Source organism: Prevotella communis (genome assembly GCF_022024115.1).
GTDB classification, from domain to species: Bacteria; Bacteroidota; Bacteroidia; order Bacteroidales; family Bacteroidaceae; genus Prevotella; species Prevotella communis.
This window is the reverse complement of record NZ_CP091792.1, coordinates 1,762,866-1,777,570: the sequence shown is the minus strand read 5'-3', so window position 1 is coordinate 1,777,570 and position 14,705 is coordinate 1,762,866. Positions and strand designations below refer to the sequence as shown.

Below are 14,705 nucleotides of genomic sequence, written 5' to 3'. Positions count from 1 at the left end.
GCCTTGGTTGTATCTTGGCACGGATTTTGCTTTTAGGCATATCGGACAATTCAAAATATTAAAGATATGCAAAAAGGCAATATCGGGGTTACGACCGAGAACATTTTCCCCGTCATCAAAAAGTTTCTCTATAGCGATCAGGAGATTTTCCTTCGTGAGATGGTGTCTAACGCTGTGGATGCCACACAGAAATTAAAGACTCTCAAAGAGAAGGGTGAATATACTGGTGAACTGGATGACCTGACCGTACGCGTCAGCCTGGATACCGAAAAAGGAACCATCACCATCAGCGACCACGGTATCGGCATGACCGAGGAGGAGATTGACAAGTATATCAATCAGATAGCCTTCTCAGGCGTAACCGATTTCCTTGAGAAATATAAGGATAATGCCAACAATATCATTGGTCACTTCGGTCTGGGTTTCTACTCTTCATTCATGGTTTCCAAGAAGGTGGAGATTATCACCAAGTCATGGAAAGAGGGTTCAAAGGCCGTGAAATGGAGCTGCGACGGTTCGCCAGCCTATGAGATTGATGATGCTGAGCGCGAGGCTCACGGTTCTGACATCATCCTCTATGTCGATGATGACTCCAAGGAATTCCTCGATAAGTTCAAGCTTGAGGGACTGCTGAACAAGTATTGCAAGTTCCTGCCCGTTCCCGTGGCTTTTGGTAAGAAGACTGAGTGGAAAGACGGCAAACAGGTAGAGACAGCCGAGGATAACATTATTAATAATGTAGAGCCGCTGTGGACGAAGACTCCCTCTACGCTGAAGGATGAGGACTACAAGTCGTTCTACCGTACCCTCTACCCCATGCACGATGAACCTCTGTTCTGGATTCACCTGAACGTGGACTATCCATTTAACCTTACGGGTATTCTTTACTTCCCACGCATCAAGAACTCGCTGGAACTGCAGAAGAACAAGATTCAGCTCTACTGCAATCAGGTGTTCGTGACCGATCAGGTAGAGGGTATCGTACCAGAGTTCCTGACCCTGCTTCATGGTGTTATCGACTCACCCGACATTCCTCTGAACGTGTCTCGTTCTTACCTCCAGAGCGACCGTGAGGTCAAGAAGATCTCTACCTATATCACCAAGAAGGTATCTGACCGACTGAAGGCTATCTTCAATGAGGACCGCAAGGCCTATGAGGAGAAATGGGACGACCTGAAACTCTTCATCAACTACGGTATCCTGACCGAGGAGAATTTCTATGATCGTGCCAAGGACTTCTCACTCTTCAAGGATACAGAGGGTAAATACTTCACATTCGACGAGTACAAGACGCTCATCGAGGCTGCCCAGAAGGATAAGGACGGCAATCTGGTTTACCTCTATGCTACAAAAAAGGACGACCAGTACTCTTATATCAAGGCTGCCCAGGACAAGGGCTACTCTGTGCTGCTCTTCGACGGACAGCTTGACGTTCCTTGTATCCAGACCTTGGAGCAGAAATTCGAAAAGAGTCGTTTCACACGTGTTGACTCTGACACCGTAGATCACCTCATCCAGAAGGAAGACAAGTCCAAGACAGACCTGAGTGACACAGAGCGTGACAATCTGTCAGCCATGTTCCAGACTCAGATGCCTAAACTCGACAAGGCTGAGTTTATCGTTGAGGTGAACGCCCTGGGCAGCGAACAGCGTCCTGTTGTCATCACACAAAACGAGTGGATGCGCCGTATGAAGGAGATGAGCCGTTATCAGAGTGGCATGGGCTTCTACGGACAGATGCCCGACACATTCAACATCGTGCTGAATAGTGATCACGCCCTGATTAAGCGTGTACTTGGCGATGCTCAGGCCCAACTGGGTGAAGAGCTCAAGCCCATCGAGGGTGAAATCAAGGGACAGGAAGCCCGTCTGGCTGCGCTGAACCAGCAGACAGAGGGTAAGAAGCCTGAGGAAATTTCACAGGAAATCAAGGACGACAAGGCCAATACCCAGAAGGCTATCGACGAACAGAAAGAGAAGAAGGAAGGCGTGCTTCGCGGCTTTGCTGAGAAGAACGACGTCATCCATCAGCTCATCGACCTGGCCCTGCTCCAGAACGGTATGCTTAAGGGCGAAGCACTCGATAAGTTCCTGCAGCGTAGCGTTGAACTTATCAAGTAGAGATTACAAAATTACACTTCATAACAAGGGGACGGATATAAATCCGCCCCTTTTCTGTTTTACATAACAATTTTTTTCTACTCATTTTTAGGTATTCTCATTGAAAATTCGTAACTTTGCAGCCACGAAATTAATTTCACTATTTTAAAATAGGTAACAATGATTTATTCTAAGGAAGTTGAAAACATGTGCGTTGTGGCCAAAGGCCCCAACCACGGTCCTGCTCCCATCCCCGAAGAGGGCAAGTGGATTCAGGCCAAAGAGATCAAGGACATTTCGGGCTATACCCATGGTATTGGCTGGTGCGCTCCTCAGCAGGGTGCCTGCAAACTGAGCCTGAACGTAAAGGACGGCGTTATTCAGGAGGCTCTCGTTGAGACTATTGGTTGCACGGGTATGACTCACTCTGCAGCTATGGCTTCTGAGATTCTGCCTGGTAAGACCATTCTCGAGGCTCTGAACACCGACCTCGTTTGTGACGCTATCAACACCGCTATGCGCGAGCTGTTCCTGCAGATCGTTTACGGACGTACACAGAGTGCTTTCTCTGAGGGCGGTCTGGTTATCGGTGCTGGTTTGGAAGACCTGGGTAAGGGTCTGCGCTCACAGACTGGTACACTCTATGGCACCGTTGCCAAGGGTACCCGTTATCTGGAGCTCACTGAGGGTTACATCACCAAGCAGTTCCTGGATAAGGACAATCAGGTTTGCGGTTACGAGTACGTACACCTGGGCAAGATGATGGAAGCTATCAAGGACGGCATGGACGCCAACGAGGCTGTGAAGAAGTTCACAGGTTCTTATGGTCGTACAACTGCTGAGCAGGGAATTGTTAAGGCTATTGACCCACGTAAAGAGTAAGGAGGACAGAAATTATGATTAGAAAAGTATCATTCGAGAGCTACGAGCGTCGCATCAACCAGGTGCTGGCTGCTCTGAAGGAGAACGGCATCAATAGCATTGAAGAGGCTAACGAGATTTGCGAGAAGGCTGGCGTTGATCCCTATCAGATGTGTGAAGAGACCCAGCGTATCTGCTTCGAGAACGCTAAATGGGCATATGTTTGCGGTGCTGCCATCGCTATCAAGAAGGGCGTAAAGAGCGCTGCCGAGGCTGCTGAGGCTATCGGTATCGGTCTGCAGAGCTTCTGTATCCCCGGTTCTGTTGCTGACGACCGTAAGGTTGGTCTGGGTCACGGTAACCTGGCTGCCCGTCTGCTCCGCGAGGAGACCGAGTGCTTCGCATTCCTGGCTGGTCACGAGTCATTCGCTGCTGCCGAGGGTGCTATCAAGATTGCCGAGAAGGCTAACAAGGTGCGTAAAAAGCCCCTCCGCGTTATCCTGAACGGTCTTGGTAAGGACGCTGCTATGATCATCAGCCGTATCAACGGTTTCACATACGTACAGACTCAGTTCGACTACTACACTGGTGAGGTGAAGGTCGTTAAGGAAGTTCCTTATTCTGACGGTCCTCGCGCTAAGGTAAAGTGCTACGGTGCTGACGACGTTCGTGAGGGTGTTGCTATCCTGTGGAAGGAGAACGTTGACGTATCAATTACTGGTAACTCTACCAACCCCACCCGCTTCCAGCACCCCGTTGCTGGTACCTATAAGAAGGAGCGTGTGCTCGCTGGTAAGCCCTACTTCTCTGTAGCATCAGGCGGTGGTACCGGTCGTACTCTGCACCCCGATAACATGGCTGCAGGTCCTGCTTCTTACGGTATGACCGATACTATGGGGCGTATGCACTCAGACGCTCAGTTTGCAGGTTCTTCTTCTGTTCCTGCACACGTAGAGATGATGGGCTTCCTGGGTATTGGTAACAACCCCATGGTAGGTGCTACCGTTTCTATCGCAGTAGAGATTGACCTCGCCCTGAACAAGAAGTAATTCCTACATTACTTGTATATAAAAAGACGGACGTGATAGTTTTCACGTCCGTCTTTTTATATACGTCGTTATCCTACAGATAATCTTATTGATGATTAACTTCCACCAGTTTAATCATCATCACGAGTGACTCGGCACTACCCTTGAGTATCGTGTAGGTAGTACCAGATGTCAGGGCGATGGGCTGTAACTCATAGTAGGCACCAGCAGTATTCTCGGTACCACTAACGGTGGTCTTCACGTCGTTGAGTTTGACGTCACGTCCTGACTTTGCCGTAGCCAGGACAAGGATCATGTTGTAATCCTTCTGAGGGGTGAAGCAGATGGCGCCCTTACTGTCGAGTTTAACACCTTTCTTCAGATAAGTACCGTCATAGGTTATCTTACCATCGCCATAAGCGGTGGTAGAACTGACGGTGAACATCGAATTTGAAGGCGACCCGTCAAAAGTACAGATGATGTTACCTTCCTGAGGTTCCGGATCGGGCGTCGGATCGGGTGTGGGGTCAGGGTCGGCCGTAACAGCACCCATGTCACCATAGATTTTCACCAACGAACTGATATAGGCTTCGAGTTTATTCGAGAGGTCAAGGATGACATCGTAGTTCGCATCCTCCGTCGCATTATTAAAGGTATACTGGAAGTCACCATGTTCACAGCGGCCTGCACCATACCAACCTGTAACAACAGCAGGCACATCCTGAGTGTCTGTAGGCGTATAGGTATAGAAATCAGCATCGGTGTCAAAGTTATTATAGCCCGTACCTCCCTGAAGGGTAACGACTTCCGCAGGCACCTGGTCACCACGGTTCTCCACTACATAGGCATCAAAATGCTTACTGTAAGTTGTATGCCCAGCCACATAAGGCTCGAAACTCTTCTGACCGGTCATAAAATTATCGTAGGCCTTGATGATACCACCGTCTTCACTGGAGAATGTGCCTTTCGTATCAGCAGCCGAACCAACGCCATTATGGATGTCAGACCCCTGTTTGGAAATCAGCATGGGATATTTGCAGTTGCGGAAGTAATTCTTCTCCACAAAGATACATGAGCCGGTGGTTGCACCAACGCCATACTTCGCATTACCATCGAAATAGTTGTTGTACACATGCAGATGTTTCGACTTACGTACACGCGGATGACGAGAGTCGGAGTGGTCGTACCAGTTATGGCGATAGGTCACGTAATCCACCTCATCACCATTCGAGTTGAGGTTACACTTACCGCTGTCCCAGAAATGGTTATCGCTAACCGTGCAATAGAACGTACCCTTCACATCGAAAGAGCCATCGCCCTTAGCCTTGTCGCCACCATGATTCCTGCCATAGAAAATGTCAAGGTTGTGTCCCCATACATGTTCATTATCCGTATCAAAACTGATGCCATCCTCTTCATGCATCATCACGCCGAGATTTCGCAGTTCCACATATCTGCAGGCACGTACCAGGACACCGAAGCCGTGAAAAGTAGCATCGGAACCGACGCCCTCAATAGTGAGGTTCATATTCTGTCCCTTGCCTTTCACCTGCAAACCGATACTGCTGCTACCCAGCGTAGGCATATCGTCCATCTTCAGCAAACCGATGATACGGATGGCCAACGGACGCGTCTCAACACCTTTTTCATAAGCCTGGATGATACTCTGGATACCGGTACGCGTCTCATATTTATTACTTCCGACCTGCATCTCGAGGGTTACCGTCTTGGCATTCGCCTTACTGACATAGAGCACACGTGCATCAGACTTCAGCGTACCATCATTATTGTAGGCACCGATACCTGCCGTTGCCTGATGATGCGCATAACCATCACGGTTGTAATTCCTGACCACAAGTCCGGAAACCACATTAGCACCAGCCTCTACCTCCGTATCATCAATAACAGGTACCACCTTCAAGGCATACTCACCAGCTTTCAGGCCCATGGCATCAGCACGGTTATAGGTGCCGTAACTACGGATGAGCTGGTCATCAATACGGGTAAAATCAGCATACTTTCCTCCCTTCACATAGACATGATAAGTAGTGGCGCCGGCATAATCGGCAAATTTCACGAAAGCCGATTCCAGCCATCCTTGTGCATCAATAATCTGAACACCTTGCGCATTCGAGAGTTTCTTGGTAAAGACGATACCCGACACGGAACCATTAAAGACATCTGTCCCTGTCCCCAAATTCACGGTGATGCATCCTGTAGCCTGATCAAGGTCTATAGCCGACACATCCGTCGTATTATAGTATTTCTTGTCGCCCGATGTCTGTATAATCTGCGCCTGATTCACATTGAAATCCCGTGCCACGGCATGCGTGACAACATCCTGGGCCTGTGCTCCTACCATTGAGAGAAGAGCACATACAGAAAGAAGGAATTTTTTCATCTTGATACTTGTTAGGTTAGCGCTTGATGAATTTCACGACCTGCTTGCCGGCTTTCATCAGATAGACACCCTTCTTCAGGGATGTCATCTTGAGAATGGTCAAATCCTCGGAAGCATGCGTTGTGAGCACCTGTTTGCCATCAGCATTATAGATGAGGATCTCTGTTCCAGGTTCAAGTCCCTCGATAGAGAAAGTCTTGTTGACGGCATTCCTGATAGTGCCGATAGCAGTAAGGTCTTCAGGCGTGAACGATAGTTTGACGTTTTCCATATCAGCCGTTTGTGCGGTCTGGTCGCTAAACGTTAGAACGACATTATCGCCCTCGAAGGTGATACGGGCAACCACCTTCTCCACCTTCTCACCATTAATCACCAACGTCTGCACATTCCCGGCCTGTGCCGTGAAGGCAACAGACAGCAGACAAGCCATAGTAAATAGTTTTAGTTTTTTCATTTGTTTTTATTCAGTTAGTTATTGGAGTCTATTTATCGGGAGGCATGGAAACCTTCCATATTCTCATATTTCCGTTTCATCAAACGGATATAGATATGACGGAGCCATAACGGATGAGCCAGGGTCAGTATCAGTCCTACGGTTCCCAGCACCAAGTAGGCCGCGGTCTCATTGAACAGCAGCACCAGGACAGCCACCAGCACCAGGGGTGAGAACATGGCAAACATCTGGATAATCATCTGTACACCATTCTCTATATTATTCTTTCCCGTGATTTTCTGGTTCAGGGGAATCGTCTGCTTGTTGTATACAGCCAACTGAAACAACGTGAAATAAAGTAATCCGCTGGACAGCAACAGATAGGCCACCATCATCAGCATCGAGAATTTGCCTGCGACGACTGCCGGTAACATCAGCAGCATTGGCACTATGAGGATAGCCACATGGAAATAATACTTTGCCTTGAGCAGGGAGAGGATATTCTCCTTGTGGGTCATCAGCAGGTCGATATAGTTTCCCTCCGGTCCCATGATTTTCACCAACGTGGTCATACCATAGAGGCCAAAGCAATAGAAGCACCAGAAGTTGAGCATCATCTTGCCATCATAGATAGATGTATAAGAGATGAGTAATGTCAGGACGATAATCAGCGCCAGACTCATGATGACACGTGAACGGATAGCCTTATTACGGAAGATAGACTTGAGTTCCAGTTTCAGATACTCACCGGTCTGTCCGAAGCGCTCCAGGAAGGTGTACTGATAGACCTTCTTCATGGCAGCCTCCTTCTTGTCCAACTTCATAATCTCCTCACGCACATAACGGAACTGCATCCAACGGTTGAGCATGAACAGACCCGAGAGCAGTACGGCACAGAAGAGGAAGAAATACCAGGTTGAAGTGAAATCGCAGAGGAAATCTATCTGTTTGTCCATCCACTTCTCATTGATAGCAACCGGCAACCAGAAACCGCCATATACCAGGATAGGCAGCACCCACCACAGGATAGAACGGGCTGTCAACGTGCGTACGATGAGATAGAACTGACTATTGGCAAGTGTCAATAAGATGCCACAAAGAATAATCAACAGAGCTGTTGCAAATGAGGCACCGCCGCAAAGCACGATGAAAGCGTATGGCAGATAGAGCGCCAGCCACACCCAGTTGTAGCCAGCCAGAAGCGTGTTCACCAGGAATGTCTCAATCACAGAGTGAAACGGCATGGGTTGCAGCAGGTAGGGCATCACCATCATGGCAGGCGTCTGCTGAACGGCAAAACGCGAACCGAAATCGATAGCCAGCCACAGGGGCGACATGGCCAGGACCATCGTGAACATACGTGCCTCGCTGGCCGGCATGGCCAACATAGTGCCCAGGAATATCAGGTAGATAATCATTATACCTGCGCCCAGATACATCATGACCTTGGCAACAACATTCTGGTCGAAGGCCGGATTACGACGCAGGGCAAGACTATTCTGCTTACGCAGCAGCAGGAGAAGGCGTAGGCGATTCATATTATCTCAGGTCAATGACCTCGGCAGAGGGGAAATCCTTGGAATTGAAACGGAACTCGGAATCAGGCAGTTTTGAAGTCACCAGATTACTAATCACAAAAGTGGTCCACTTCTGCTTCTGCAACAGTTTCACCTCTGTAGGATGATACGTCTTCTTGTCTACGGTAATAAACATCTCCCTGACACGACGGCTCTGATCCGTAGCCGTGAGATGCACCTTGTACGACTTATCCGTCTGGGTCATGGTGTACTTGAATCCCTTCTTATACATATTCACGAAGTTATAGGGATTGAGAACCTGAAGCTGCGACTCTGAGGGATTTGCCACATTGACCTCTTCAGTCTTTGACATATAGGTCCAGAGTGTCTTTCCGTCAAACCACATTGTAGCCATCGGTGTGGTAGCATGAAACATCTTTCCTTTGACAGCAATCTTTCCACTGGCATCGCCATACTGCGCACTTGTCATTGAGAAATCAGCCTTAACACCATTGCGAGCACTCACCTTTGCCGCACATTTATCAAGCACCTCCTTGGCGCTCTGTGCCTGTACGCTACTAACTGTAAAAAGACTGAATACTATTGATAATGCTAATATATACTTTTTCATATCCTGAACAATTTTTAGTTATTTATCTTAAAGAACTCAATAGATTCTCGAGGCTCATATCATCCTGAATCAATACCTCACGCGGCTTGGAACCATGAGCAGCACCTACGATACCGGCTTTCTCCAACTGGTCCATCAATCGGCCGGCACGGTTATAGCCAATGGCGAACTTACGCTGAATCAGACTGGTAGAACCGCTCTGTTCGTGAACAATCAGACGGGCGGCATCATCAAACATCGGATCCAGATGACTCAGGTCGGCATCATTGCTGCCTGATGACATACCATCACTCTCGCTAACGGGAGGCTCTGGCAACTCATAAGGCTCCAGATAGCCCTGCTGCTGAGCAATAAACTGGTTGATATTATCTACCTCAGGGGTGTCAACAAACGCACATTGCACACGCACTGGATCGTTGCCCTGCAGATACAACATATCACCTCGGCCAATCAACTGCTGGGCACCCATACGGTCGAGGATGGTCTTAGAGTCGATACCCTGACTCACCTTAAAGGCAATACGTGCAGGGAAGTTGGCCTTGATAGTACCCGTAATGATATTCGTCGTAGGACGCTGGGTAGCAATAATCATGTGGATACCTACGGCACGTGCCTTCTGGGCGATACGGGCGATAGGCAACTCAATCTCCTTACCGGCAGTCATGATCAAGTCACCAAACTCATCGATGACCACGACGATATACGGCATATACTTATGTCCCTTCTCAGGATTCAGCTTACGGGCAATGAACTTCTTGTTGTAGTCCTTGATATTTCTCTCGCCTGCTGCCATCAGCAACTCGTAGCGGGCATCCATCTCTACACAGAGGCTCTGCAGCGTGCGGATTACCTTTGACGTATCCGTGATGATGGGAGATGCGTTTTCATCGGGAACCTTTGCCAGGAAGTGGTTGGCTATCTTTGCATAGATAGAAAACTCCACCATCTTGGGGTCCACCAGCACAATTTTCATCTCTGCCGGATGCTTCTTATATAATAAAGAGGTGAGGATGGCATTCAGACCTACTGACTTACCCTGACCGGTAGCACCTGCCACCAGGAGGTGAGGCGCCTTCGCCAGGTCGAACATAAACACCTCATTGGTGATGGTCTTACCCATGGCACAGGGCAACTCCATCGTGGTCTCCTGGAATTTCTTGGAGTTCAGGATGGATTCCATTGACACGATATTGGCTTTCGCATTGGGCACCTCAATACCGATAGTACCTTTGCCAGGGATAGGTGCGATAATACGGATACCCAGAGCCTTCAGACTCAAAGCGATATCATCCTCCAGGTTACGGATCTTAGCGATACGCACACCCTGGGCAGGGGTAATCTCGTACAACGTAATTGTAGGACCTACGGTAGCACGGATAGACGAAATCTCTATGCCGAAATTACGCAGCACCTCAATGATGCGGTTCTTGTTGGCATTCTGCTCATCCATATCGATATAGGGCTTTCCGTCGCTTTCATAAGTCTGCAGGAGGTCGAGCGTTGGATAATGATAATTCTCCAGGTCGCGCTTGGGGTCATAGGGCTCCATATTCTCAAATGCCGTCTCGTTCACGTTCTGTCCGTCGGCTTTCTCTACATCCTCAGCCACTACAATATCCATATCGGTATCATCCTGACCCTTGCTATTGCCGGCAGGCTCCTTGATGTCTGAATCATCGATGACCACAGGCTTCTCATTATAGGCAGGCTCCTGATGGTCAAACACAATCTCTTCTGCCTTGGGGTCGTCAAACACCTCGGGGTCTTCCTCTGTCTGAATCAGGTTCTCGTAAGAACTGGGCTGTTCCCCGTCTTCTTCCTTCGCAGTATTCGTCACAGTAAACTTCACCCTCTCCAGGAATTTCGTGGGATTCAGAATCTTGCGAATCCAGATAATGGTCTGATTGCTCACATAGCCCAGGAAACACAAAGCCACCAAGGCAAGGATGGCAACCAATCCAGGCAAACCAACATAGCGCGAAATGAAATCACCGATATACAAGCCGTGTTCGCCACCCAGACAGAAATGCGACTCGTTGACGATGGGATTTACAAACATAGCAAGAGCCACCGACGACCAAACCGTCAGCAGGGCAATGCAGAAAAACCATTTCAGCAATGATACCCTATAGGCGCGCATTAAAGAAAGTGAAAGCATCACCAGGAACAAGGGAATACCGAAGGCAGCCAGACCGAAACATCTGTTCATGAAGTAATACGACATCCATGCACCTAAGCTACCGATGGCATTCTTGAAGAGTTCGTTCTGGTTCTCCATATCACCAGAACGCAAGTTCTCTATGATACTCTGATCATAAGCTCCTGTAGTAAAAAAGGATACAAACGACCAAGCCATACAGATGGAGATGGCCAATAATATGATGCCGAGAAAGAAATGTACTTTCTCACTCCTTGTAAAATCCAAGATTTTTGAAAAGCCCGTTGCTTCACCCAAGGTTGTAGTATTAGCTTTATTCTGACTTCTTTTAGTCTTTTTCTTGTCTGTATTCCGTGACATTTTCTTTATTATTCGTTAATTCTTTTGCAAAGGTAGAAAATAAATATGAATTAAAGTATAAGATTTATGAAATATTTTGTATTTTTGCACCTCGAAAAGGAAAGAAGATGCTTAAAACAATATACAACAAGTACGATAAGGCATTGATTTCATCGCTTCCCATAGCGCAATTCCAAGGGAAAATCATTGTCGTTCTAACGCCAGGAGAAACAGAAAAAGCTGTGCGTTTCCTATTGTCGCAACCTATACTGGGCTTCGACACAGAGACGCGTCCGTCTTTCAGAAAAGGTCATCAGCATAAAGTTTCCCTCCTGCAGGTGGCCACACCAGACATCTGTTTTCTGTTCAGGCTCAACTATACGGGACTGACAGACTCACTCATCCAGCTCTTGGAAGACGAGAGTGTATTGAAGATTGGCCTCTCGTGGCACGATGACATCAACTCACTCCATAAGCTCAAGGAATTCAAAATGGGCAGATTCATCGACATCCAACATCATGCCAAAGAACTGGGTATCGAGGATTTGAGTCTGCAGAAAATCTATGCCAACCTGTTTGACCAGAAAATCAGCAAACGCCAGCAATTGAGCAACTGGGAAGCCGACATCCTGACAGACAAGCAGAAGTCCTATGCTGCTACCGATGCATGGGCATGCATACAAATATACAACGAGATTATAAGACTCAAAGAGACAAGGGATTACAAACTAATTATTAAAGCAGAAGATAAGAATGAAGCAAGTATATCTGAAAAGGGGTAAAGAAGAAAGTCTGTTACGTTTCCATCCATGGGTTTTTTCAGGTGCCATCCATCATCTTGACGATGGCATTGAGGAGGGCGACGTGGTACGTGTCGTATCAGAAAAGGGCGTTTTCATCGCTGTAGGTCACTATCAGCAAGGCTCTATTTCCGTACGCGTACTCACCTTTAATGATGTAGAAATAGATGACGCTTTCTGGCACTCTCGCATTCAGTCGGCCCTCAACATGCGTCAGGACATCGGGTTGGCCAACAGTAGCAATACCAATGCCTTCCGATTGGTGCATGGTGAAGGTGACTTGCTACCAGGACTGATTATCGACGTCTATGATAAGACCGCCGTGATGCAGGCTCATAGCATTGGCATGCACATGTCGCGCCACGCTATTGCAAAAGCCCTGGCTGAGGTCATGAAGGGTCGTATTGAGAATATCTACTACAAGAGTGAGACCACCCTACCCTTTATGGAGCCCGAGAATGGATTCCTGCTTGGTAATAGTGATGATAACATCGCCATTGAAAACGGCCTGCGTTTCTATGTGGACTGGCTCCGTGGCCAGAAGACCGGTTTCTTCGTGGACCAGCGCGAGAACCGCGCTTTGCTGGAAAAATATGCCAAGGGTAAGCGTGTTCTCAATATGTTCTGCTATACAGGTGGTTTCTCGTTCTACGCCATGCGCGGTGGTGCCCAGCTGGTACACTCTGTCGACAGTTCTGCCAAGGCTATCGAGCTGACCCGTCGCAATGTGGAACTCAACTTCCCTGGCGACCCACGTCATGAGGCTTTCTGTGAGGATGCCTTCAAGTATTTGGACAGCTCATCACACACTTACGATCTCATTATCCTTGACCCACCAGCTTTTGCAAAGCATCGTGGAGCGCTGCATAACGCTTTGAAGGGATACACCCGTCTGAATGAGAAGGCATTCGAGAAGATTGAGAAAGGTGGCATCCTGTTCACATTCTCCTGCTCTCAGGTGGTCTCCAAGGATCATTTTCGCAATGCCGTATTCACGGCTGCAGCACAGGCCAAGCGCAAGGTGCGCATCCTGCACCAGTTGCACCAGCCTGCTGATCACCCCATCAATATCTACCACCCAGAGGGTGAGTATCTGAAGGGCCTCGTACTCTATGTTGAATAAAGTTAGGCAGTATATCTCCGAACATCGTTTGCTGGATGCAGACAAACGCTATCTGGTGGCCCTCAGTGGTGGCGCCGATAGCGTCTGTCTGCTTCTTGTTTTAAAACAACTGGGTTATCAGGTGGAGGGCGCGCATTGTAATTTCCTGTTGCGTGGCGACGAGAGCCATCGTGACGAAGCCTTTGCCCAGACGCTCTGCAACGAGCACGATATCCCCTTCCATGTCATCCATTTCGACACACGCACTTACGCCCAATTGCATAAGGTCAGCATCGAGATGGCAGCCCGCGACCTGCGTTATCAGTATTTCGAGAATCTCAGACGTGATATTCAGGCAGAGGGTATCTGCGTGGCCCATCACCAGGACGATTCCGTAGAGACCATCCTCATGAATCTGCTACGTGGAACAGGTATTCACGGACTCTCAGGCATCAAGCCTCGCAATGGTTTTATTCTCCGTCCCCTGCTCTGTGTCAGTCGCAAGGAGATTGAAGCATGGCTGGCCGGACAACATCAGACTTACGTCACCGACTCCACCAATCTGGAGGCCGATGTGGTACGCAACAAACTCCGTTTGAACGTCATTCCACAACTGCAAGCCATCACGCCGAGTGCCGTCAGCAATATTCTCCAGACGGCCCAACACATCAGCGAGGCTACCACCGTCTATGACCATTATATGCAGGAGGCCATTGGCCGCCTGGTAGATAATGATTCCATCACTATCGACACTCTGCTTCAGGAGCCATCTCCCGAAAGTATCCTGCACCAGTGGCTCAGTCCCCTCGGCTTCACTTCCGCCTTGATTGAGAACATCTGGCAGTCGGTAGCCACATCACAGTCGGGTGCAGAGTGGTATTCATCCACCCATCAGCTCACCATCTGTCGCGGCAAACTTATCGTGGAACCCAAACAGGCAGAGCGCCCTACCCTACGTATTCCTGAGACTGGAGTATATATCTACGATGAAGCCACCAAAATTCGCTTGTCGCAACAGAAAGGTTCCACCGTTATCAAACAACCAGCCACGGCCTGTCTCGATGCAGAGAAGATACATTTCCCCCTCATCCTGCGTCCCGTCGCTACTGGCGACCGCTTCACACCGTTTGGCATGAAAGGTTCAAAACTTATCAGCGACTATCTCACCGACCTACATCTCTCCGTCTTCGAGAAACGTCGCACCCTGGTATTATGCCAGTCTGATGGCACCATCCTCTGGCTCGCAGGCTACCGCCCAGATGCCCATTTCTGCGTCACTTCATCTACCCACTCCACCCTTATTATTACACTGGAGATACAAGAATAATTCAAATC

The 14,705-nt window shown here is 48.5% G+C and carries 11 protein-coding genes; 6 read left to right on the top strand and 5 right to left on the bottom strand.

Annotated elements, in window-relative coordinates; translation table 11 throughout:
- The first annotated feature begins 66 nt into the window (after positions 1 to 66).
- The 3 genes from htpG (at position 67) to L6468_RS07035 (ending at position 4,010) form a co-directional block, all read left to right on the top strand.
- Positions 67 to 2,121: a molecular chaperone HtpG gene (gene htpG, locus L6468_RS07045; RefSeq protein WP_237796617.1), complete on the top strand. Its 2,055-nt coding sequence runs from the start codon at positions 67 to 69 to the stop codon at positions 2,119 to 2,121.
- A 159-nt stretch (positions 2,122 to 2,280) separates the two neighbouring features.
- Positions 2,281 to 2,982: an iron-sulfur cluster assembly scaffold protein gene (locus L6468_RS07040; protein ID WP_027450376.1), complete on the top strand. Its 702-nt coding sequence runs from the start codon at positions 2,281 to 2,283 to the stop codon at positions 2,980 to 2,982.
- A 14-nt stretch (positions 2,983 to 2,996) separates the two neighbouring features.
- Positions 2,997 to 4,010 carry a GGGtGRT protein gene (locus tag L6468_RS07035; protein WP_091818544.1) on the top strand — a complete coding sequence of 338 codons (1,014 nt, stop codon included), beginning with the start codon at positions 2,997 to 2,999 and terminating at the stop codon, positions 4,008 to 4,010.
- An 85-nt stretch (positions 4,011 to 4,095) separates the two neighbouring features.
- Here L6468_RS07035 and L6468_RS07030 read toward each other — a convergent pair whose 3' ends face one another.
- The 5 genes from L6468_RS07030 to L6468_RS07010 are packed head-to-tail and all read right to left on the bottom strand — an operon-like array spanning position 4,096 to position 11,489.
- Positions 4,096 to 6,390 carry a pectate lyase family protein gene (locus L6468_RS07030; protein ID WP_237796616.1) on the bottom strand — a complete coding sequence of 765 codons (2,295 nt, stop codon included), beginning with the start codon at positions 6,388 to 6,390 and terminating at the stop codon, positions 4,096 to 4,098.
- Positions 6,391 to 6,406: 16 nt separating this feature from the next.
- Complete coding sequence (locus L6468_RS07025) at positions 6,407 to 6,844, bottom strand: T9SS type A sorting domain-containing protein (protein WP_237796615.1); 438 nt, start codon at positions 6,842 to 6,844, stop codon at positions 6,407 to 6,409.
- 32 nt (positions 6,845 to 6,876) lie between these two features.
- Positions 6,877 to 8,361: a DUF5687 family protein gene (locus L6468_RS07020; RefSeq protein WP_237796614.1), complete on the bottom strand. Its 1,485-nt coding sequence runs from the start codon at positions 8,359 to 8,361 to the stop codon at positions 6,877 to 6,879.
- 1 nt (position 8,362) lies between these two features.
- Positions 8,363 to 8,971 (bottom strand): outer membrane lipoprotein periplasmic chaperone LolA1, encoded by a 609-nt coding sequence (gene lolA1 / locus L6468_RS07015; protein WP_237796613.1) that lies wholly within the window; start codon positions 8,969 to 8,971, stop codon positions 8,363 to 8,365.
- 22 nt (positions 8,972 to 8,993) lie between these two features.
- Positions 8,994 to 11,489 (bottom strand): FtsK/SpoIIIE family DNA translocase, encoded by a 2,496-nt coding sequence (locus tag L6468_RS07010; RefSeq protein ID WP_237796612.1) that lies wholly within the window; start codon positions 11,487 to 11,489, stop codon positions 8,994 to 8,996.
- 107 nt (positions 11,490 to 11,596) lie between these two features.
- Between L6468_RS07010 and L6468_RS07005 the strand changes: the two genes are divergently transcribed.
- Genes L6468_RS07005 through tilS form a run of 3 tightly spaced genes read left to right on the top strand, consistent with a single transcriptional unit; the run spans position 11,597 to position 14,697 of the window.
- Positions 11,597 to 12,250, top strand: a complete 654-nt coding sequence (locus tag L6468_RS07005; protein WP_091818600.1) for a 3'-5' exonuclease — start codon at positions 11,597 to 11,599, stop codon at positions 12,248 to 12,250.
- Entirely contained in the window at positions 12,222 to 13,391 is a 1,170-nt protein-coding gene (locus tag L6468_RS07000) for a class I SAM-dependent rRNA methyltransferase (RefSeq protein ID WP_091854680.1), read from the top strand. Before L6468_RS07005 ends, L6468_RS07000 begins: the two co-directional genes overlap by 29 nt.
- A complete protein-coding gene (gene tilS / locus L6468_RS06995) occupies positions 13,381 to 14,697 on the top strand; it encodes a tRNA lysidine(34) synthetase TilS (protein ID WP_237796611.1) in 1,317 nt (438 codons plus the stop codon). Before L6468_RS07000 ends, tilS begins: the two co-directional genes overlap by 11 nt.
- Positions 14,698 to 14,705: the final 8 nt, after the last annotated feature.